Genomic DNA, 20548 nt, shown 5'->3' on the forward strand with positions numbered 1-20548 from the left:
GATTTGGAATGCAGCGGAAACTCTGGTTCTCAGAAATTTTCTGCGTTTGGCTATATTCTGGCAAAATAACAGCAAATGACCAGCAATAATTAACAATTTTAATGGCACCTGATGCGGTGCCAGGCTGAAGGGTCAGGGGTTACTTACCGTTCCACGCGCGTAAATTTTGCTCCCGCACCTCAATCTTCTGCTGATCGCTCAGTTTATTGTATCCATCGGCCAGACCACTTTCCCAGTCTCCATATTCTGGATTTGGCAGGATAATAAACCGGGTGCCAAACAGAGCATGGTTGGCGCTAACGAATGCCCGGCGCTGCACATTATTTTTGTGCCAGGTCGCGCCCCCAAAGTCATTCAGGTTATCGCCGATGTACAACACCACATTCTCTCCGGATTGTCTGATTTCATCAAACCGGGCCTGTTTGTTCGAGGTAGTGGTACTCAGTCGTACTGTGTTGCTGTTCACCCCCGGGAAACCCAGCGCATTCAGATTATCGACCGTCGCCTGATAATCCTTCTGGTCGCGATTAGAAACATAGAAGACCTTGCCACCATGGCTGTCCACATAACGGGCAAATTCTACGGATCCCGGTACGGCCAGAGCCTGCCGGGCCCGGGTCCAGGTGGACCAGGTTGCATCGGTGAACGGCTGACCATTCTTCGCCTGCCACGCTGAATAAGCGCTGTTATCCAGCATGGTTTCATCCAGATCGACTATCACCGCTTTCGGTTTTCCGGTCAGAGAGGCCGCTTTATCGAAGGCCATTGTCGCTAAATTAAATGCCTGCCAGGTCAGAGCCTGATACTCTCCGGACTGCTGAGTCCAGTTCACTGCCGTCACCGTTTGATCATTGAGCCGCTGTTGTGCGTTGTCAGCACATCCTGTCAGCCCGAGAATAAATACGGCCGGTAACGTCATAAGCCAGCGTTTTTGCATCGGATATCCTCTTGTTATGCCAAAGTTATCAGGAGTTGACCCCGTGATGACTATCGCAGTATCTTCACCGAAAATGCAACTCCGGATGCACTTCTGACACAGGAAATACTTATGCCTCTTACCGCTACTGACGGCCTGCGATCCCCATTGCTTGACTCTCTGGGGTGGGTCAGCCACCAGTTTCTGCCTGCCGGTGTTCGTCCTCCGGAAAATACCGCCTATGGCATTCAGCGACATACGACGAATGTACTGTCCGCGGAACAAAACTTTCCGCCGAAACAGGCAGTTTCCGATGCGCTGATTAGCCACGACCACCAGCCGGTGGCGGTATATACCGCAGATTGCCTGCCGGTACTGATCGCTTCTCCGCAGACCCGCCAGGTGGCGGCCGTGCATGCCGGACTCAAGGGAACGTTAGCCGGGGTGCTTCAGCAGACCTTGCATCAGTTGAGGCAACAGGGTGCTCCGTCTGACAGTTTATTTATTGCCATTGGTCCCGCCATCGGCCCCTGCTGCTATCAACTCGGTATGCCGTTACTGGCAGAAATGGAACAAAACCCACGGGTGAACGGTGCCATTCCCTGGTACCCGCAGCCACCCACAAACCCGAACGCTGTGCGCGACTGCGCCCCACAATCTTTCCCTGCCCTGTGGCTGGATTTACCCGGGCTGGCACGACAGATGCTTACCCATGAAGGAGTCCCCGACACTCAGATAGAGTGCCTGCAGCATTGCACTTACTGCATGGCGGAAAGTGGGGCCAGTTACCGGCGCAATACCCACACCGACGAAGGATACCAACTGAGATTTTCCTGGATTGCGGCCAACCCTGCCTGATCCACAGAAGTTATTTGACTCTGCTCACAACTCACGGCCGAAGTAGTAGGATTCTGCGACAACCGGACTATGGTTAACTCATCCGACCACTTGCCTGTGAGTGATGATTATGGTGGAAGCTGTCTCACTACTGTTTCAGCCACTGGAGCTGGGATTTACCCGGCTTAATAACCGTTTTTTGATGGGCTCCATGCATACCGGTCTGGAAGAACATCCGCAGGGCGCGGAACGACTGGCTGCATTCTATGCAGAGCGCACCAGGGCTGGCGTCGCTTTGATAGTCACCGGGGGCATCGCCCCTTGTGCCGAGGGCCGGATTAATCCGCATTCTGCCTGCCTGACCAGTGAAGATGAAGCCCGCTGGCATCAGCCAGTGACCAAGGCGGTTCACCAGGCGGGAGGGAAAATTGTATTACAAATCCTGCACGCAGGACGTTACAGTTATCAGCCCTCGCTGGTAGCGCCTTCCGCGCTGAAAGCCCCGATTAATTCTTACACTCCCACAGAAATGAGTGATGAGGCGATTACCCGTACGATTAACTGTTATGCACATTGTGCGCAATTGGCTCGCGGGGCGGGTTATGACGGTGTGGAAATCATGGGCTCCGAAGGTTACCTGATCAATCAGTTTCTGGCTCCGGCAACCAATCAACGTCAGGATCGCTTTGGGAAAACAGCCCGTGGCAGGATGCGTTTCGCCCTTAACATTCTCAAAGCCGTTCGCAAGGCGGCCGGCGATGACTTTATTATCATCTTTCGTATTTCGATGATTGATCTGGTGGAACAAGGCTGCCGGACGGAAGAAACCCTGCTGCTGGCACGCCTGTTGGAACGCAATGGGGTCACCATGCTCAATACCGGGATTGGCTGGCACGAATCGCAAATTCCGACCATTGCCGCTGTCGTTCCCCGGGCAACCTTTACCTGGCTGGCAGCAGAACTGCGCCGCCATGTCAGTGTTCCGGTAATAGCCACTAACCGGATTAATGACCCACAGTTGGCGGCACAACTGCTGGCTGACGGGTATGCAGATATGATCTCAATGGCCAGACCCTTTCTGGCCGATGCCCGGTTCGTCGAAAAAACCCGACAACAACAATTTCAGCAAATCAATACTTGCATTGCCTGTAACCAGGCCTGTCTGGATAACGTGTTTGCCGGAAAAATCACCTCCTGTCTGGTTAATCCGCGCGCCTGCCATGAAACCGAAATGCCGGTATTACCGGCCCTTTCCCCGAAAAAACTGGCGGTGGTCGGAGCCGGTCCCGCCGGAATGGCCTTTGCTTTGAATGCGGCTCAGCGCGGGCATCAGGTCACCCTGTTCGATGCCGGTGCTGACATCGGGGGACAGCTACTACTGGCCAGTCAGATCCCGGGGAAACACGAGTTTAACGAGACACTCCGTTATTTTCGTTACCAGTTGGCGGCCAACGGGGTGGAAATTCGAACCCGTATTACCGTCACTCCGGCGCTGCTGACAGGGTTCGATGAATTGATCCTCGCGACCGGAATTCTTCCAAAGATGCCCGCGATACCCGGCATCGGCCACCCGTCAGTCGTGAGCTGGATTCAGGTATTGCAGGAAAAAGTGCCGGTAGGTCAACGGGTCGCCGTGATCGGTGCCGGTGGAATTGGGGTAGATATCGCGTTATATCTCTGTGAGCCTGAGCGTGCGACTGCGCTGGCAGAAGAGCAACAGCAGTTTTGCCGACAGTGGGGAGTCGATCCATTGCGCCAACAGCGTGGCGGTCTGATCCGACCGTTGCCGGCGAAATCTCCCCGCGAGGTCTGGCTCCTGCAACGCAGTACTGCCACACCCGGTCGGGGGCCGGGGAAAACCACCGGCTGGATCTCCCGCATTAACCTGCAGGCAAATGGCGTACGTCTGCTGGGCAGTGTGGATTACCGGTGTATTGATGATCAGGGTCTGCACATTAATTATCAGGGAGTTCCACAACTACTGCCGGTCGATACCATTATTATTTGTACCGGCCAACAACCCTGTTCCACACTGGCAGAGCAACTGCAGTTAGCCGGAGAGCAACGACCTGTGCATATACTGGCCGGAGATAATCAGAATTCACAGACAGATGCCCGCCAGGCCATTGCCTCTGCGACTGCACTGGCATTGCAGATTTAGCGTAATTTAACCGAACGCAGCACCACAAACTTAGTATTTGAGGCAACCACCTGGCAGTTACCGAACAGTTTTTTCAGTTTGCCCTGATGATCGAGATGGCGGTTTGCCACCACCCGGAATTCGCCGCCATAACGCAGGCAACGGAAGGCATCACGGAACATCTGCCAGGCAACATGGTCGGTCACCGCATTTTGCTGATGGAACGGAGGATTACACACTACTGCCGAAAAACTGTCGGCCGAAAAACCACTCAGCGAATTATTGACGGTAAAATGGCAACGCTGCAGGTCATCGGCCAGATTTTCTGTGACATTGATTCTGGCCGAATCAACCGCCATCCACGATTCATCTACGAAATGCACCGTCGCTTCGGGGTTGTGAGTGAGTACTGTCAGCCCGATAACGCCGTTACCGCAACCGAGGTCAATAATATCTCCCTCAATATTGCGCGGCAGATGGCGCATAAAGAAACGGGCACCGATATCCAGTGACTGACGGGAGAATACATTAGCATGGTTGTGGATGATGTAAGGCGTGCCATCCAGCGACCAGCGCAGGGCCAAATCACGTTCAGCCAGTTGCGGCACAGTCAGCTGACTGAAAATCAGGCGGGCTTTTTTCTTCGCCAGCGAGGTACGGGTTTCGCCAATAATCTTTTCAAAGATAGCCAGGGTCGAGTTATGGATATCCTTTGCTTTGGCACCACTGATGATGAGCGTCTGAGGAGTAGCCACAGTGCGCAGGCTGGTCAGTTGATACTCAAGCAGCGCCAGTGTTCTGGGCACTTTGATTAACACCACCGCAGGTGCAAACGGCAGTGGGCTCAGACTATCGAGGAAAGTGACCAGCCCTGCATCGAGCTGATTTTCCGCCAGATTCATCTGAGCGGCCTGCTGGCTGTTCAGTGAGTCCCCGATATGCCAGACCTGCCGACCCGCCTGAACCAGCGCACAGGTCAGCGCCCCAAAATTATCGTTATAAACAGCCACCGGCCCCGCTGGCAGCTCCTGCTGGAGCAAATATTCGTCAGCCGCATCCCAGGCCTGTAACGCATTATCATCGCCGGTACGTGGAAAGCGATGCAGGGTAAGTGAAACATCACTCAGTTCGAATTGGCTCATGGTATCTCCGGCACAGGTCTGGGGGTCACGCAGAAAAGGGGCGCAGTATACTGGCTTTACCGGATAAACCCAACCGTAAAGCAAGCTATTGTCTCCGGCCCCGTCACCACCGGTTCAGATAAAGGCTCCGGCCTTACGGATCAGGCTGGTTTTGGTCAGCGCACCCAGAAAATAGCGTTGCTTATCATCGCTCAGTACCGGCAGACGTTCCAGGGTAACCTTAGAAAATGCCTCCCAGCCTTCACGCAGGCTTTTATCCTGGCAGATGTACGGGAAATCATTATCCATGACCTCCCGGACCGGTGAATCCGGTGTAATTCTTTGCGACAGTACACTGGCGGCAATGTCATGGATAGACACTACCCCTAAAAAACGTCCGCTTTCATTAATCACATACACATAGCGCTCACGTTTTAGCGAACTGATCGCCAGCGCATCGCTCACCGGAGCATCAGGAAGCAATGCCGCACCGGGGATAATCAGTTCGGCTATCGTGGTATTATCGAAGTCATAACGCGCTTCAGCACGATTAAAATGAGTAGAGATCAGGGGATAGGTGACTGCCGATTTCAGGCGATAAGCCACCATCGTCGCCAAAACCGAAGCTATCATCAGCGGAAACAACAAACTGCTGTTAAGAGTCATTTCTGTCACCATCAGCATGGCCATCAGAGGCGCCTGGCTAATGGCCGCCAGTACAGCTGCCATCCCCAGAGCTGCATACAACCAGCCAGGCTGCGCAGCAAAGCCGGCATCAGCCGTCACCACATTAAAGATAGCACCGACTAACGCCCCAATCAGCAACGAGGGAGTAAACATCCCTCCCACAGCGGAAGAGCCGACAGAGCAACAGGTCGCCAGCAGTTTAAGCAATAGCAGACCGGCCAGCCCCCATAACAGATACTGACCACTGAAAATATTGATAATAACTTCGTAACCATTCCCCAGTATCTCAGTAGAGAAAATGGCCAGTACCCCTACCGCGGCGCCCCCGATCCCCAGCCGGAAGGGCAAACTGCGGATGCGTGAAAATTGCTTTTTGCTGTATCCCGCCAGAGTAATAAATGCCGCCCCCGCCAGCCCACACACCAGGCCGATGACAATCACGATCAGCACACTGTGAATACTGACATTAAATCTGACATCAGCCAGTGGATAGAGCGCAGAACGGTAGCCCAGCCACCACATCGTCATCACTGAAGTCCCGGAGGCAATGACCAGCGGAATCAGACGCTGCAATGCACTGATTCCAAAAGCCACTTCTGCTACAAAAATCGCCGAGGCCAGGGGGGCATGGTACACCGAAGCCAGTCCGGCAGCGGCAGCCATCGCCACCACATCAGAGTTGTTCAGATGAAAACGGCCGGGCAAAAAACGGCCAATAATGCTGCCGCACAGCGCCGACAACTGTACCATCGGCCCTTCCTTACCAATGGAAGCGCCACTGGAAATACTGGCCACAGAGGAAAGCGCGCGAAACAGTGAAGTACGGGTAGGTACCGCATCCAGTCGTGCATTCAGCACATCCAGGTAATCAGTACCCACAGCCTGCTTTTTCTCAAGCGCGACGGCATAGCGCAGGAAAAAACCGGCTATCACCCCACCACCTCCGACAATCACCGGCCAGAAAAACCACGGCCAGACATGCATCGCCAGCGTAATATCATCGCTACGGCCAAATAACAGACGGTTAACCCACTCTATAACCTGACGGAAACCAAGCGTGACCATGGCTCCGGCAAAGCCAACGGGTATCGCTATTAGTAACGCTGTCCAACTGAGTACGAACTTTCCTTCCTTCACTGAGTGTCCTGCACAGAGGGGGCGAGATTGCCATGATAAAACTGTCGTTGCAGGCTTGCAATTCGGGAATGGACGCCCGGGCCGGATGGTTATGTCTGAATATTTCTAAATATTATCCAATGTGTGTTGTAATATTCCGTGCCTTCTGCCAGGCTACATACAGCAAAGGGGAGTAACTTAAAAGCTGGCTGATCGTCATTACGTTGTGAAAAACAACCGGTCACCAGGCAACCCGGAATAATTCTGTGTTGTAAGTGAGACCTTGCCGGAAGGTGAGGTTTGCTTGCAGTAAATATGCGGCTGACATCTTCTGATCTCAGCCGTTTTTTTTCAGGACAGAATTATGCATAGCATTGGTAATCCCCTGCTGTGGGGCTGTTTCGCAGTTATTGTTGTCATCATGCTGCTGGTCGACCTTCGACTGCAGGGCCGTCGTGACCGTGCAGGCATGTCATTCCGTCAGGCCGCTTTCTGGTCGGTCGTCTGGGTTACCATTTCACTGCTGTTTGCCGCCGCACTGTGGTGGTATTTGAATAGCCGGGTCGGCCCGGAAGTCGCCGGCACTCAGACACTGGCGTTTCTCACCGGTTATCTGCTGGAAAAAGCACTGGCGGTCGACAATGTCTTTGTCTGGCTGATGCTGTTCAGCTATTTCTCTGTACCTGTTGCGTTGCAGCAACGGGTGTTGGTCTATGGTGTACTGGGCGCTATTGTCCTGCGTACCGGGATGATATTTGCCGGTAGCTGGCTGGTCAATGAATTCAGTTGGATCCTCTACCTGTTTGGAGCCTTCCTGGTGATCACCGGAATAAAGATGGCGATCCCGGAAAAAGAATCAGCGCAGGATACCGGTGACAAACCTATGATTCGCTGGCTACGCCGGCATATCAGGGTGACCGATACTCTTGAAGGAGAAAAATTCTTCGTTATCCGCAATGGCGTACGTTATGCCACGCCGCTGTTGTTGGCTCTGATCATGGTAGAATTCAGTGATGTGATCTTTGCGGTGGACAGTATCCCTGCAATTTTTGCAGTCACTACCGACCCGTTTATCGTTCTGACTTCTAACCTGTTTGCTATCCTCGGATTACGGGCCATGTACTTCATGCTGTCGGGTATTGCAGAGCGTTTCTCATTACTGAAATACGGGCTGGCGATTATTCTGGTATTTATCGGTATCAAGATGCTGCTACTCGATATCTGGCATATTCCCACCTTCGTCTCGCTGGCAGTGATTGCGACTATTTTAGTGGTGACGTTACTGATTAATCATCTGAAAAACCGCCAGCTATCGCAAAACGGATAACAAGATAATCTCCCGCAGGGAGGTAATACCTCCCTGTTAAATACAGAAACTTGCAAAAAAAGCGTTATTTATCCCCTTAACCGCCTGCAATACACCTTACTTATTTCTGCTGTCATAGACTCTGCCCTGAATTTATCCTTTATCTTGCAGATCTTTTACTTATACTTGCGCGGGCAAACGTCATTTTACCGACTTCGGCAAAAGTTAAAAAAATGATAACATCCTGACAATTAAGTAAATATTATATGATTAATAAAAAAAATGGTTTTTTGCGCTGGTTACGTACGGGTAACCTGGTCGGACAGATTATTGTCGGACTCCTGGCGGGTATTTTACTGGCGCTGGTTTCCAAACAGACGGCCAGTTCTGTCGGGCTGTTAGGTGAATTGTTTGTTCATGCGCTGAAAGCGGTAGCCCCAATCCTGGTTCTGGTACTGGTGACCTCCTCTATTGCGAATCATCAACAGGGTAAGCAGTCAAATATTCGGCCTGTCGTGATCCTCTATCTGTTGAGTGTATTTTTTGCATCACTGGTTGCGGTCATTGCCAGCTATCATTTTCCACAGCAACTGCTGCTGTCTAATGCCCATCAGGGAATCGCTCCGCCTCAGGGCATTAGTGGAATTCTCAACAGCCTGTTGCTGAGTATGGTGGTTAACCCTGTTGATGCGCTGATTAACGCCAACTATATCGGTATTCTGGTCTGGGCGATTGGTCTGGGACTGGCTTTCCGCCACAGCAGTGACAATACCCGCCAGGTACTTAATGATATCTCTTCGGCCATTGGCTGGGTGGTACGTAAAGTAATCCGATGCGCACCACTGGGAATTTTCGGTCTGGTGTCATCCATCCTGGCCAGTAGTGGCTTCTCTACTCTCTGGGATTACGCATCGCTGTTGTCGTTACTGCTGGGTTGTATGCTGATCATGGCCCTGGTCATCAACCCTCTGCTGGTATTCTGGAAAATTCGCCGTAATCCTTATCCGTTAGTCTTTTTATGCCTGAGAGAAAGCGGCGTGACTGCCTTTTTCACCCGAAGTTCGGCGGCGAATATCCCGGTAAATATGGGCATCGCGAAACGACTGGGGCTGGATGAAGATACCTATTCAGTCTCTATTCCGCTCGGTGCCAATATCAGTATGGCCGGTGCGGCAATTACGATTACCGTACTAACCCTGGCCGCTGTTCATACTCTGAATATCCCGGTCGATCTGCCTACCGCGATTATGCTGAGCCTGGTAGCATCGCTCTGTGCCTGTGGGGCGTCAGGTGTTGCCGGCGGTTCGCTGTTGCTGATTCCTGTCGCCTGCAATATGTTTGGAATTCCGAATGATACTGCCATGCAGGTAGTAGCTGTTGGCTTCCTGATAAGCGTGTTACAGGACTCTGCCGAAACAGCACTCAATTCATCCACCGATATTCTGTTTACCGCCGCCGTTTGTCAGTCCGAAGAGCAAAAAAAATTATCGCTGGCTGAACAAAATCTGCCGAAGTAATGAGTCACAGGGGGAAACACTATTTTCCCCCGTTATCATGCTCACTTACATCATTACAGGTAATGATTGAGTCCCCTGAAGAGCGATAGTCACGTGCACTGTGATACTGATTATGAAACTTACTACTCAGTCATGAATTATCCTAAACTTCATCCCATCCAAAGCGCCACTGAGCCCCTTCATCCGGCTAATTCACCTCTGTTATGTCAGTCCTTGTAAATATCCTTTTGCAATATGCCTGACCGGGTAAAACTCTGCCTCAGCGAAGTGTTAGCTGTATTGAAGTCACATATTTTTTGTTACACTTAGTTCGTTCTTTTTACCCTTCAGTGAAATAAACCAAAGGTCGCTGAGCAGAAGTCTGAATCCATTCCGGCAGATTCCCCGGAGTGCATTATCTTTAAGACTTCTCCCGGGGATGTTAATGATGGCCAGGAACAGAACATGGATACCCTACAAGCTTTACTCCACGCCTTATGGCATCAGGACTTTGAAACACTTGCCGATCCTTCACTGGTCTGGGCGATTTATGGCATTTTATTTATTATTTTATTTCTGGAAAACGGTTTACTGCCTGCCGCATTTTTACCGGGAGACAGCTTACTGATCCTGGTTGGGGTATTGATTGCCAAAGGCACCATGGGCTTTCCACTCACCATACTTATTCTGACCACTGCCGCAAGTCTTGGCTGTTGGATTAGCTATATCCAGGGACGATGGCTGGGGAATACCCCATTGGTGCAGAAATGGCTGGCCCATCTTCCGGCCCAGTACCATCAGCGTGCCCATAGCTTATTCCACCGTCACGGGTTATCAGCCTTACTGGTCGGCCGGTTTATCGCATTTGTCCGTACCCTGTTGCCAACCATCGCCGGTATTTCCGGCCTGAAAAGTGCCCGTTTTCAATTTTTTAACTGGATAAGCGCCTTATTGTGGGTGGTTATACTGACTGTAGCAGGGTATGCCCTCGGTAAAACCCCGTTATTCCGCAAGTACGAAGATCAACTGATGTTCTGCCTGATGATGCTGCCATTGGTTTTACTGGTGTTTGGTCTGTTTGGCTCGTTATATATTTTGTGGCGTAAGCGTTCCAGGCAAGACAGGGATGCCGGTTAATGCAGCATTCGCAGGCGTTGTATATTCGTTTCCGGCTGGCAGGCGTTGTCATAATCAGCACGATGTTGGTTATCGCCTGGGGCGTACTGTCCTCAGGATGGCTGGCGAAGGAGCCACAGATACAAATAGGTGTTGCCCGCAAAGGCACTAATTTACCCGACGGTTTCTTTGTTTATCACCAACTGGCGTCTCATGGTGTGAATATCAAAAGTATTACCCCTGAAAAGGGCAAGCTGGTGATCCGCCTGCAAAACGAAGAACAACTTCTGACCGCACAAAAAATACTTAAGCAGATACTCTCTGACGCGTACACCAGTGCCTGAGGGATGGAGGGTTTACAGAAACCACGGATTTAATATTACAGGCCCGCCATAACTTTGAACTTTCCGTCACCTGTATCTATACTCAGATAACCAAATGAAAACAGTCAGGTAAATATAACCGGTACTGTTTTTTTGCTCATTCTCTTATGCGATAACGCTGATCCTGATGAAAATAATGGTACTGCTGATTTACATTCTGATGATGTTATCAGCCACGGCTGAGGCAAAAGGAAACCGTTGCCCGCCACAATACCGGGAAAAGGTGGCTGCCATTGAGCATGAGATTGCTCTTGCGCAGCGACACCATAACCAACGCAGGATTAATGGGTTAAAAAGGGCACTGAGTGAATTACAAAATAGCTGTTCTGACAACGAAGTATCGCGTAAACAGCACCCATGAAGTAGTCACTGACACCGGATAGCCAGCAACACTGTGCCATGACTATAACTCATGGGTCTGAATGAGAATCATGACTGAGTCTGTTTCCTCCGCGTTTGCGGTTTAACACAACTTTCAGAAGGAGTTTTAAATGGCTAATATTCCATCATCACAGGACCTGCGTGCTGAACTGGCAACTCTGGCGGATACCCTGGAAGAAGTTCTGAGTGGTGCGAGCGAAAAATCAAAAACTGAAGTCGATAAACTGCATAAGAAAGCCAGGGCAACGTTGCAAAGCACCCGTGACAGCCTCGGTGAATCCGGTCAGAATATTGCCAAAACGACCCGTGAGGCGGCACAGAAGGCCGACGATTACGTACATGAAAAACCGTGGCACGGTGTCGGTATCGCTGCTGCTTTGGGTGTGGTGTTTGGCATTCTGATTTCGCGCCGTTAATTATGGCTACTCACTCGCAAAATGAAGGACCGGGCAAAAGCCTGATTACTATAGGCCAGCGAATGGTGACAACCCTTGCCAGTATTGTCGAAACAAGGGTTCGTCTGGCAATTGTCGAGCTGGAAGAGGAAAAAGCGAACCTGATTCAAATGCTGTTAATGGTGGGTTTAACCATGATTTTCACAGCATTTGGACTCATGAGTCTGATGATATTAATCATCGTTGCAGTCGGCGCTGAGTATCGCCTGATGGCTATCGGCATCACTACCGGAGTGTTGTTTGCCCTGGCATTGATCCTCGGAGTCTGGGTACTGGTGAAATCCCGGCGCTCGACCCTGTTGCGTCATACCCGTAAGGAGTTGTCCACTGATCGGGAGCTGCTTGAGGAGCGCCAGTCATGAGCCGTCGCGACATTGAACGCCGCCGCGATGAGCTACTGGCCGTCGTTCAGCAGCAGCGGCTTGACTTAAAAGCCTGCGAGCGTGACTGGTATCAGTCCACACGGCGCTACGATGAACTGTGGCATACCGCCCTTGGGTTACGCCGATATATTGCTATCGGTAGCGGTCTTGCCGCCGTATGGTCGCTACGCCATCCGAAATTCATGCTTCGCTGGGGTAAGCGCGCTTTCGGCTTATGGAGCAGCTGGCGGGTCATACGTAATGCCTTGCCACGAAAATGAACTCCGGCTATCTCAGCCAGCCTTCGGGTTGGCTGTTTTTTTCTGAACCCGAAAGACTCACACAGATATTTCTCCTTTCATCTGTGCGTCCTGTCCTGCAAAATCACTGTCTGGCTGTTAATCTCCGGAGATTATTATGGGAATGCTGACTGAAGGTCGCTGGCAGGATGTCTGGTACGATACCAAAGCCAGTGGCGGTAATTTTGTACGCACACAATCACAGTGGCGTCACTGGGTCACCCCGCAAGGGGAAGCCGGCCCAACCGGCGAAAGCGGATTTGCTGCCGAAAAAGGCCGGTATCATTTGTATGTATCGCTGGCCTGTCCATGGGCACATCGCACACTGGTGATGCGCCAGTTAAAAGCACTGACAGAGGTGATTTCAGTGTCTGTCGTCCATCCACTAATGCTGGAACATGGCTGGACATTTGACCATGATTTTCCGGGGGCCGATGGTGATCCACTCTATGGACTGGATTATCTGTATCAGCTTTATCTGAAGGCCGACCCACAGGCCACAACCCGTGTCACGGTTCCGGTGCTGTGGGATAAGCAGCGTCAGACCATCGTCAGCAATGAATCTGCCGAAATACTGAGGATGCTGAATACTGCTTTTACTTCCTGTGGCGCCAACGATCGTGATTTTTATCCGCCTGATCTGCGGCAGGAAATTGATGAGCTCAATGACTGGATTTACCCGCTAATCAATAATGGCGTCTACCGTGCAGGGTTTGCGACCACGCAACAAGCTTATGATGAGGCGGTGAGCAGTGTGATGACCGGGCTGGACAAAGCGGAAGCCTTACTGGCAGAGCGGAGATATCTGACCGGTAACCGTCTGACGGAAGCCGATATCAGGTTATGGACGACCTTAATCCGTTTCGATGATGTTTATGTCACGCATTTCAAATGCAACCACCGGCGTATTATTGATTACCCTAATCTGTATGGCTTCCTGCGCGAGATTTATCAGATGCCAGGGATTGCTGAGACAGTCAATCTGCAACATATCTGTTGCCATTATTACGCCAGTCACCGGCAGATAAATCCGTACGGAATTATCCCTGTCGGTCCACAGCATGACTGGCTGGTTCCACACCGACGGGTTAACCGCTGACCTGATGACCGGGCGGAAACCATACCGCCCTCTGTTACCACACTGAAGATGTCTGATATTTGGCTAACAAACGTGGGATCTCGCGCAATGCCCAGGCTTTTGCTTCGCCCATGCTGTCACGCCGCCAGGCCATAATAATATCGATATCACTGCGATACTCAGGGCTGACAACTTTCAACCGCCCTTCCTCCACATCCTTCTCTACCCACGGCCACGGCATAGTGGCAACGCCCAGTCCCGCCAGTAGCGCCTTACGCTTAGCTTCCAAAGAACTCACTGTGAGACGCTGCTGCTTGTCGAGTAACTGTACAGTAATTACCGGGCGTTCCCGCGCAGTATCGGCCACTGCGATGCCCCGATATTTTACCCGGGTCACTTCAGAGAGGGGTTCCGGTTCCTGGTGAATCGGGTGATCCGGACTCGCAACGTAAACGGCTTTCATATTGTATAATTTACGAGTATTTATCTCACTGGATGTCCGGAAATGTAAGGCTGGCGCAATCACGATATCGGCTTTTCCCTGATCCAGTCGTTCCCAGGAACCGGCCAGTACTTCAGTCAGGATTGAAACCTGAGTATTAGCTTTCTCTGCCAGGCGATCCACCAGCGGGAACAGATGTTCACATGGCACCAGCGCTTCGGTCACTATCGTCAGATGAGTTTCCCAGCCACGAGCCAGGGCTTCAGCATCCGTAGTGAGCTTGTCTGCCGCCTCCAGTAAAACCCTGCCACGTTCAAGTAACAAACGCCCGACATTCGTGAATTTCGTTCGATGGCCCGAGCGATCAAACAACACAACGTCCAGTTCCTCCTCAAGCTTTTGCATAGTGTAACTCAGCGCAGAGGGGACGCGGCCGAGTTCATCTGCTGCTGCTGCAAAACTGCCCCGCCTGTCTATAGCATCCATGACCCGCAGAGATTCAAGTGTCAATGCTCGTTCTCTTACCATCGGATTCTCTTTCAGTAAATTTGAATATAGCAGGCAGATTAACTGGCTAACATTACGCCGTCCAGCCCTTTAAGATAAAAGCAGAATATTATCCACAGGAGGAAAAATGCTAACGCTCCGGTCAGCAGAAAAATGCGGCACTGCCGATTATGGCTGGTTGAAAGCCCGCTACAGCTTTTCCTTTGGTCACTATTTTGATCCTGCGCTGATGGGTTTCGGATACCTTCAGGTGCTGAATCAGGAAGTTTTGGCAGCAGGAAGTAGTTTTCAGCCCCGCAGTTTTCCTAAAGTCGATGTCCTGAACATCATTTTGCAAGGAGAGGCCGAATACCGTAGTAATGACGGACAAATTTCGCGTGCCACTGAGGGAGAAGCGCTGTTGTTATCGGCGAGTGACAACAGTATCTGTCAGGAATCCAATCCCTGCAAAATTCGCCCGTTAGTCCGTCTGCAACTATGGCTGAATGCCTGCCCACAACAAAGCGCACCGCCCATACAGCACCGGACACTACCCTGCGATGAACAATGTATTCTGATTGCTTCCCCCGAGGGGGAAAATGGCAGTATGCAGCTTCGCCAGCAGGTATGGGTTTATCAGATTAATTTCCGTGAAGGGCAGTCACTGCCGTTTCGTCTGAAAGGCAGCAGGTGCTATCTGCAATCAGTCCACGGAGAGTTATCGATGGCGGGAAAAGAGGGTGCGCTGGCACTCACCTGTGGTGACGGAGCATTGATAAGAGATGAATCAGAAATTCAGATCACGGCAGCGACAGACGGGAAACTACTGATTATTGACTCTAAAGAGAGTCTTCAGGCAGCCTGAATGGCTGCCTGAAGTGAGGGTTACTTCAACAAAGTAAAGGCAGTGGTCACGTGTTTTACCCCACTGACACGGCTGGCAATCTCTGCAGCTGCCTGCCCTTCCTGCGCAGTCACCAACCCCAACAGGAATACTTCACCCTGTTCTGTGGTCACCTTCACGTTGGAAGATTTAACTTTATCACTGGCCAGTAACTGTGAACGGACTTTGGTGGTAATCCAGGTATCACTGGAAGATGTGCCGAGTGTGGCATTCGGCCCGATACGGATTTCGTTATAAACATCCGTTGCGCCCTCCACACCGGCAGTAATCTGTTTGGCCCGGTCAGCCAGTTCCTGCGATGGTGCCTCACCGGTCAGTAGTACTTTGCCCTGATACGCCGTGGCATTAATGTGGGTTTCAGCTTTAATCTGCTTGTCGGTTGCCAGGGCATTGGCCACCCGCAGTTCTAACGTACCATCATCGACCTGAGTGCCGACGGTACGCGGATCGGTTGCCGATTTCGTTGCCACGGCTGCGCTACCGATCACCACGGCCGCACAACCCTGTAGCATCAGGGAAGAGATCAGAATCGCTAACACCGAAAATTGTTTCATTCATGCTCCTTCAATTATTCCTGATGGGGAAATAACGTGTTATCAATCAGTTCACACAGACAATTCACCGTCAGCATATGCATTTCCTGAATCCTCGCATTACGATGCGAAGGGATGCGAATTTCAACGTCATGGGGCCCGAGCAGGCCGGCCAGTTCTCCACCGTCAAACCCCGTCAGAGCCACAATGGTCATATCGCGGGTCACCGCAGCTTCGACCGCCCTGACGATATCACGGCTGTTACCATGGGTAGAAATAGCCAGTAACACATCGCCTGCCTGGCCCAGTGCTCTGACTTGTTTGGCATAAATTTCATCATGCTGCCTGTCATTACCGATAGCCGTCAGCATAATATTATCTGCACTTAATGAGACTGCGGGCAGGCTGGGACGTTCATTTTCGAAGTGATTTATCATGGTGGCGGTAAAATGCTGCGCATTCGCTGCTGAAGCTCCGTTACCACAACTCAGGATTTTATGCCCGTTAAGCAATGACTGAACCAGAGTCATTGCTGCCCGTGAGATAGCATCCGGTAAGGCTTCAGCCGCTGCTATTTGTGTCTGGATACTTTCGGTAAAACAAGCTTTAATTCTTTCCTGCACAAGACCACCTGGTGATTACATTTCGGTATTAAAAGCGTTTGTTAACCACTGCCACCGGCTCCCGGTCACGGCAATGATGTCAAAACGACAGTCTGTGGTGGCAAAACTCTGCTGCCTGGCTGCCAGCCATATGGCGGCAGCCTTCAGTACTCGCTGTCGTTTTTGCCGGGTGATACTGGCCAGCGCGCCGCCATAGTTATCCGTCTTCCGGTAACGGACTTCGACAAATACCCATTGATGAGCATCGCGCATAATAAGGTCAATTTCACCTGAGCGATAACTGACATTACTCGCCACCCATTTCAGACCGGCGCGTTGCAGAAAACGGCGCGCACGCCGCTCCTGTAACTTTCCGCTGAAAATCCGGCTTAATGCACCGGTACGATTTGTCCCTGAGAATACTGATTCCATGATAACTTCCTGTTTATCACGCAATTCTGGCTGGCACTCAGAATACCGGTATCACCGTTAACCTGGTAGCCGGGTTGCTGGCGGAGCTGACTAAAATGGTTAGCCAGTGTCCATGCATCAATACCCATGGCATACAGACGTGTCAGCGAGTAATCATTGTTAAAGTTTTTTACTGCCTGCTGCATTAATGCCGGATTAGCCCCTGACAGTAATGGAATATCACTGAACTGCAATCCATCCATTTCCAGGCGGAAATCGGGTCCGGAGCCGGCCTGAGAGCTACGTGAACTCGCATACAGTGCAATATTGCTACGGGAGCCCGTACTCATAGTAATCATCGGTTTAATCAGTGACAGTTCAGCCTGGCTTGCCACGATATATACCGAGTCTACCTTTCCGGATGTCGGTGTGTCGGTGACCGGGGCTGGCTGTTGTGGTGCATTAAAGGTCAGACCTGCTACCGATATTGCACCAGGTGCCGCGGTTGAAGGTGCCTGAACCACTACAGGAGTTCCGGACATCGGAATACCAGAACTACTGTTAATTCGTTGCTTAAGGTCTGCGACTGAGCCAAAGGTCTGCTCTTCAACCTCCGAGCCCCCCAGTTTTTGCCACTCCAGAGTAAACGCATTCGCCACCCGGGTTCCGTAGTTGTTCGACGGGACCAGTAACAAAGGCATCCGCTTGTTTTGCGCCCAAATATGGCGAGCCGCATCACGGGCTTCATTTTCGGGTGATAATGCGAAATAACACATATTCGGGTGGTTCTGCAGGCTGCCTGGCTCATTCAGTGCCAGAATATTCAGCGGGGTAGATAAACCGGCCACGGTACTGACATCTTCTTTCAGCAAAGGCCCAACCACCAGCGTTGCGCCGTCATTCTGAGCCTGCTGAATCAGCTGTGCCACCGGCTGAGCATTGGTGTCATACACTTTAATTTGCGCGTTACTGCTGGCCGGGGTTGCTTCTGCCTGCACCGGTGCTGGCGCCGCAGCCGTTACCGGAGTTGCGCTGTCAGCTGCCCCCCCGGATGTGCTGCCCGGGACGGATGCGGCCGACGGGCTCACCACCGCATTAGGATCTGCTGGTGAAGTTGCACTGATCGGTGCGTTAGCACTGCCGGTCACAGTGGTAGTTGCCGGAGGAGTCACAGCCCCCTGCGCACCATTAGCGGACGCTGTCCCGGCTGCCGGCGTGGTACTGCCGGTTTGTGCCGCTGCAGTTGCAGCAGCAGCCGTCACCTGATTAATGACCCCGTTACGTGCATCTTCAAAACCTTTCTCTATCGCCTGAGAAAATACTGCCGCTGGCCCTGTTAATGGCAGCAGCAAGGCGATGGTATTGGTTGAAGCCGGCGTCATATTCATGCTTTGCAGTAACCCTGCAGGAAGCTGTTTCGACGCCGGATTATCCGGATAGCGGGTCTGCCAGTCTTTCACCCCGGCTTTCAGTGCATTCTGATCGCCGTTGCTGCGGTAGTAGACACCCAGTAAATCCAGCCAGCCCTGCAAAATATTTTCGTTAGCATTGAACACGAAGTTATTGGTCTGTTGCTGAGGGAATTTACGCAGTGTCTGCCAGGTGGCATCAATATTTTTCTGAGCGGCATCGCCCTGTAATAACGGCTGTAAGGCAATATAAGCACGCACCGTTTCCAGCGTCGGCTGGTTGCTGGTCGCAGCAATCGTGGTCGCGTAATAGCGAGTTTTCTGATCGGCAGATAAACCGGAAACATCAGTAGACTTCAGCAAGGGTAAGGCCGCGGCAGAATTATGGGTGGCAACCGCATACTGTGCTTTCAGTAAATTCAGCTCCTGCTGTTGTGTCGCGGTGATTTTTTGTGGCAGTGTCTGCAACTGTTTGCCGGCATCAGGGTATTTTCCTTCAGCCATTAATGCGCGGATGGCGAGTAATTGCCAGTCGGTCTTGCTATCATCACTGCTTTGCTGCATTTGTTGCAGATAATAAGCAGAGGTGCCGGTGGCCGGAGCCTGCACATTCACCGCAGGTGTCTGTGGCCCCTGAGTGGAGCAAGCAGCCAGAATAAGTCCGGCGAGAACGACAGGAACAAAACGCCCTGCTTTACGACGATTCACATTTGAAAGAAGCATACGGTTTCCGGTTATGTTTTTTTCAGAACGCCTAATAATAATTCGGCAATTCGGATGAAACAATGAAACAAAACGATCAGACAGAGATTTCTGCGGGCACCTTGTACATCGTCCCAACCCCGATAGGTAATCTGGGCGATATCACACAACGTGCACTGGATGTCCTGTCAAACGCAGACTTGATTGCCGCAGAAGATACACGCCACACCGGCATGTTACTACAACATTTCGCAATCAATGCGCGCCTGTTCGCACTACACGACCACAATGAGCAGCAAAAAGCTGATCTACTGATAACCCGGTTACAGGCAGGTGAAAGTATAGCGCTGGTTTCTGATGCCGGTACTCCGCTGATTAATGACCCGGGCTATCATCTGGTGACCAGATGCCGTCAGGCAGGAGTTCGGGTGGTGCCACTACCCGGAGCCTGTGCAGCAATAACAGCATTAAGCGCCTCGGGATTACCGTCAGATCGATTCTGTTACGAAGGGTTTCTGCCCGCAAAAACCAAGGGGCGCTGCGATACCTTACGCTCTCTGGTCACTGAGCCTCGTACCCTGATATTTTATGAGTCTACCCATCGCCTGCTGGATTGTCTGCAGGATATGGTGCAGGAACTGGGAGAAGCCCGGTATGTAGTACTGGCCCGGGAAATTACCAAAACCTGGGAGAGTATTCATGGCGCACCGGTGGCTGAATTACTCCGTTGGGTTAAAGAAGATGAAAACCGGCGCAAGGGCGAAATGGTGCTGATTGTGGAAGGCTACCGTGCAGAAGAGGAAGCTCTGCCCCCTGAAGCCTTGCGTACCCTGAGCCTGTTACAACGGGAATTACCGCTAAAAAAAGCCGCAGCGTTGGCGGCAGAGATTCATGGCGTGAAGAAAAATGCACTGTATCGTTACGCATTAGATCAACAGGAAAATGAGCAAGACGCGTGACAAATGGCGCCGAATACCCTATCATCCGCCGCCGAAGCTGACCAGACAGTCGCCGCTTCGTCGTCGTCCCTTCGGGGAGACGGGCGGAGGGGAGGAAAGTCCGGGCTCCACAGGGCAGGGTGCCAGGTAACGCCTGGGAGGCGCAAGCCTACGACCAGTGCAACAGAGAGCAAACCGCCGATGGCCCGTTTACGGGATCAGGTAAGGGTGAAAGGGTGCGGTAAGAGCGCACCGCGCGGCTGGCAACAGTTCGTGGCACGGTAAACTCCACCCGGAGCAAGGCCAAATAGGGGTTCACATGGTACGGCCCGTACTGAACCCGGGTAGGCTGCTTGAGCCAGTGAGCGATTGCTGGCCTAGACGAATGACTGTCCACGACAGAACCCGGCTTACCGGTCAGCTTCAAC

Annotated in this window: 21 protein-coding genes and 1 other RNA gene; 14 read left to right on the plus strand and 8 right to left on the minus strand. The window is 51.8% G+C overall.

Annotated features, from left to right (window positions below):
- Positions 1-139 precede the first annotated feature (139 nt).
- Positions 140-937, minus strand: a complete 798-nt coding sequence (locus B3Z23_RS16845; RefSeq protein ID WP_294912315.1) for a 5'-nucleotidase, lipoprotein e(P4) family — start codon at positions 935-937, stop codon at positions 140-142.
- A 111-nt stretch (positions 938-1048) separates the two neighbouring features.
- Between B3Z23_RS16845 and B3Z23_RS16850 the strand changes: the two genes are divergently transcribed.
- Both B3Z23_RS16850 and B3Z23_RS16855 read left to right on the plus strand, forming a co-directional pair.
- Positions 1049-1774, plus strand: coding sequence for a polyphenol oxidase family protein (locus B3Z23_RS16850; protein ID WP_294912316.1), 726 nt, complete (start codon positions 1049-1051; stop codon positions 1772-1774).
- Between the two features lie 109 nt (positions 1775-1883).
- A complete protein-coding gene (locus B3Z23_RS16855; RefSeq protein ID WP_294912317.1) occupies positions 1884-3914 on the plus strand; it encodes an NADPH-dependent 2,4-dienoyl-CoA reductase in 2031 nt (676 codons plus the stop codon).
- Here the strand turns inward: B3Z23_RS16855 and rlmG are convergent.
- On the minus strand, positions 3911-5035 hold the full coding sequence (rlmG, locus tag B3Z23_RS16860; RefSeq protein WP_294912318.1) for a 23S rRNA (guanine(1835)-N(2))-methyltransferase RlmG: 1125 nt from the start codon (positions 5033-5035) through the stop codon (positions 3911-3913). The genes B3Z23_RS16855 and rlmG overlap by 4 nt on opposite strands.
- Before the next feature lie 114 nt (positions 5036-5149).
- Entirely contained in the window at positions 5150-6838 is a 1689-nt protein-coding gene (locus tag B3Z23_RS16865; RefSeq protein ID WP_294912320.1) for a chloride channel protein, read from the minus strand.
- A 343-nt stretch (positions 6839-7181) separates the two neighbouring features.
- Between B3Z23_RS16865 and B3Z23_RS16870 the strand changes: the two genes are divergently transcribed.
- From B3Z23_RS16870 to B3Z23_RS16910, 9 genes are all read left to right on the plus strand, one after another.
- Positions 7182-8144: a TerC family protein gene (locus B3Z23_RS16870; RefSeq protein ID WP_294912322.1), complete on the plus strand. Its 963-nt coding sequence runs from the start codon at positions 7182-7184 to the stop codon at positions 8142-8144.
- Positions 8145-8389: 245 nt separating this feature from the next.
- Entirely contained in the window at positions 8390-9640 is a 1251-nt protein-coding gene (gene sstT, locus B3Z23_RS16875) for a serine/threonine transporter SstT (protein ID WP_294912323.1), read from the plus strand.
- A gap of 444 nt (positions 9641-10084) precedes the next feature.
- On the plus strand, positions 10085-10756 hold the full coding sequence (locus B3Z23_RS16880; RefSeq protein ID WP_294912325.1) for a DedA family protein: 672 nt from the start codon (positions 10085-10087) through the stop codon (positions 10754-10756).
- A complete protein-coding gene (mzrA, locus tag B3Z23_RS16885) occupies positions 10756-11079 on the plus strand; it encodes an EnvZ/OmpR regulon moderator MzrA (protein ID WP_294912327.1) in 324 nt (107 codons plus the stop codon). Before B3Z23_RS16880 ends, mzrA begins: the two co-directional genes overlap by 1 nt.
- 166 nt (positions 11080-11245) lie before the next feature.
- On the plus strand, positions 11246-11479 hold the full coding sequence (locus B3Z23_RS16890) for a DUF1090 family protein (protein WP_294912329.1): 234 nt from the start codon (positions 11246-11248) through the stop codon (positions 11477-11479).
- Between the two features lie 130 nt (positions 11480-11609).
- Positions 11610-11915: a DUF883 family protein gene (locus tag B3Z23_RS16895; protein ID WP_294912331.1), complete on the plus strand. Its 306-nt coding sequence runs from the start codon at positions 11610-11612 to the stop codon at positions 11913-11915.
- 2 nt (positions 11916-11917) lie between these two features.
- Complete coding sequence (locus tag B3Z23_RS16900) at positions 11918-12316, plus strand: phage holin family protein (RefSeq protein ID WP_294912333.1); 399 nt, start codon at positions 11918-11920, stop codon at positions 12314-12316.
- Complete coding sequence (locus B3Z23_RS16905; RefSeq protein WP_294912335.1) at positions 12313-12597, plus strand: YqjK-like family protein; 285 nt, start codon at positions 12313-12315, stop codon at positions 12595-12597. The genes B3Z23_RS16900 and B3Z23_RS16905 overlap by 4 nt, the downstream gene beginning before the upstream one ends.
- 136 nt (positions 12598-12733) lie before the next feature.
- Positions 12734-13714 carry a glutathione S-transferase family protein gene (locus B3Z23_RS16910; protein WP_294912337.1) on the plus strand — a complete coding sequence of 327 codons (981 nt, stop codon included), beginning with the start codon at positions 12734-12736 and terminating at the stop codon, positions 13712-13714.
- Positions 13715-13748: 34 nt separating this feature from the next.
- Here the strand turns inward: B3Z23_RS16910 and B3Z23_RS16915 are convergent, their stop codons facing one another.
- Positions 13749-14663, minus strand: coding sequence for a LysR family transcriptional regulator (locus B3Z23_RS16915; protein WP_294912339.1), 915 nt, complete (start codon positions 14661-14663; stop codon positions 13749-13751).
- A 106-nt stretch (positions 14664-14769) separates the two neighbouring features.
- On the opposite strand from B3Z23_RS16915, the gene B3Z23_RS16920 reads away from it, so the two are divergent.
- Positions 14770-15486 carry a pirin family protein gene (locus B3Z23_RS16920; protein ID WP_294912341.1) on the plus strand — a complete coding sequence of 239 codons (717 nt, stop codon included), beginning with the start codon at positions 14770-14772 and terminating at the stop codon, positions 15484-15486.
- Between the two features lie 20 nt (positions 15487-15506).
- On the opposite strand, the gene dolP is transcribed toward B3Z23_RS16920, so the two are convergent.
- From dolP to B3Z23_RS16940, 4 genes are read right to left on the minus strand one after another with little or no spacing between them, the layout of a single operon-like run.
- Positions 15507-16079, minus strand: a complete 573-nt coding sequence (gene dolP / locus B3Z23_RS16925; RefSeq protein ID WP_294912343.1) for a division/outer membrane stress-associated lipid-binding lipoprotein — start codon at positions 16077-16079, stop codon at positions 15507-15509.
- Between the two features lie 14 nt (positions 16080-16093).
- The gene (diaA, locus tag B3Z23_RS16930) at positions 16094-16681 is read right to left on the minus strand and encodes a DnaA initiator-associating protein DiaA (RefSeq protein WP_294912345.1); all 588 of its coding nucleotides are present in this window, start codon (positions 16679-16681) and stop codon (positions 16094-16096) included.
- A 15-nt stretch (positions 16682-16696) separates the two neighbouring features.
- On the minus strand, positions 16697-17092 hold the full coding sequence (locus tag B3Z23_RS16935) for a YraN family protein (RefSeq protein WP_294912347.1): 396 nt from the start codon (positions 17090-17092) through the stop codon (positions 16697-16699).
- Positions 17050-19203 (minus strand): penicillin-binding protein activator, encoded by a 2154-nt coding sequence (locus B3Z23_RS16940; RefSeq protein ID WP_294912348.1) that lies wholly within the window; start codon positions 19201-19203, stop codon positions 17050-17052. The genes B3Z23_RS16935 and B3Z23_RS16940 overlap by 43 nt, the downstream gene beginning before the upstream one ends.
- 62 nt (positions 19204-19265) lie before the next feature.
- Between B3Z23_RS16940 and rsmI the strand changes: the two genes are divergently transcribed.
- Positions 19266-20141 carry a 16S rRNA (cytidine(1402)-2'-O)-methyltransferase gene (gene rsmI, locus B3Z23_RS16945; protein ID WP_294912350.1) on the plus strand — a complete coding sequence of 292 codons (876 nt, stop codon included), beginning with the start codon at positions 19266-19268 and terminating at the stop codon, positions 20139-20141.
- A 33-nt stretch (positions 20142-20174) separates the two neighbouring features.
- Positions 20175-20548: RNase P RNA component class A (rnpB, locus tag B3Z23_RS16950), an RNA gene on the plus strand.

The organism is Tatumella sp. UBA2305, assembly GCF_002345795.1.
Classification (GTDB): domain Bacteria; phylum Pseudomonadota; class Gammaproteobacteria; order Enterobacterales; family Enterobacteriaceae; genus Tatumella; species Tatumella morbirosei.

Bases quoted from the DNA above. Each gene is read 5' to 3' on its own strand.
- B3Z23_RS16845 (WP_294912315.1), bottom strand. From the start codon at position 937: ATGCAAAAACGCTGGCTTATGACGTTACCGGCCGTATTTATTCTCGGG.
- B3Z23_RS16850 (WP_294912316.1), top strand. From the start codon at position 1,049: ATGCCTCTTACCGCTACTGACGGCCTGCGATCCCCATTGCTTGACTCT.
- B3Z23_RS16855 (WP_294912317.1), top strand. From the start codon at position 1,884: ATGGTGGAAGCTGTCTCACTACTGTTTCAGCCACTGGAGCTGGGATTT.
- rlmG (WP_294912318.1), bottom strand. From the start codon at position 5,035: ATGAGCCAATTCGAACTGAGTGATGTTTCACTTACCCTGCATCGCTTT.
- B3Z23_RS16870 (WP_294912322.1), top strand. From the start codon at position 7,182: ATGCATAGCATTGGTAATCCCCTGCTGTGGGGCTGTTTCGCAGTTATT.
- sstT (WP_294912323.1), top strand. From the start codon at position 8,390: ATGATTAATAAAAAAAATGGTTTTTTGCGCTGGTTACGTACGGGTAAC.
- B3Z23_RS16880 (WP_294912325.1), top strand. From the start codon at position 10,085: ATGGATACCCTACAAGCTTTACTCCACGCCTTATGGCATCAGGACTTT.
- mzrA (WP_294912327.1), top strand. From the start codon at position 10,756: ATGCAGCATTCGCAGGCGTTGTATATTCGTTTCCGGCTGGCAGGCGTT.
- B3Z23_RS16890 (WP_294912329.1), top strand. From the start codon at position 11,246: ATGAAAATAATGGTACTGCTGATTTACATTCTGATGATGTTATCAGCC.
- B3Z23_RS16895 (WP_294912331.1), top strand. From the start codon at position 11,610: ATGGCTAATATTCCATCATCACAGGACCTGCGTGCTGAACTGGCAACT.
- B3Z23_RS16900 (WP_294912333.1), top strand. From the start codon at position 11,918: ATGGCTACTCACTCGCAAAATGAAGGACCGGGCAAAAGCCTGATTACT.
- B3Z23_RS16905 (WP_294912335.1), top strand. From the start codon at position 12,313: ATGAGCCGTCGCGACATTGAACGCCGCCGCGATGAGCTACTGGCCGTC.
- B3Z23_RS16910 (WP_294912337.1), top strand. From the start codon at position 12,734: ATGGGAATGCTGACTGAAGGTCGCTGGCAGGATGTCTGGTACGATACC.
- B3Z23_RS16915 (WP_294912339.1), bottom strand. From the start codon at position 14,663: ATGGTAAGAGAACGAGCATTGACACTTGAATCTCTGCGGGTCATGGAT.
- B3Z23_RS16920 (WP_294912341.1), top strand. From the start codon at position 14,770: ATGCTAACGCTCCGGTCAGCAGAAAAATGCGGCACTGCCGATTATGGC.
- dolP (WP_294912343.1), bottom strand. From the start codon at position 16,079: ATGAAACAATTTTCGGTGTTAGCGATTCTGATCTCTTCCCTGATGCTA.
- B3Z23_RS16935 (WP_294912347.1), bottom strand. From the start codon at position 17,092: ATGGAATCAGTATTCTCAGGGACAAATCGTACCGGTGCATTAAGCCGG.
- B3Z23_RS16940 (WP_294912348.1), bottom strand. From the start codon at position 19,203: ATGCTTCTTTCAAATGTGAATCGTCGTAAAGCAGGGCGTTTTGTTCCT.
- rsmI (WP_294912350.1), top strand. From the start codon at position 19,266: ATGAAACAAAACGATCAGACAGAGATTTCTGCGGGCACCTTGTACATC.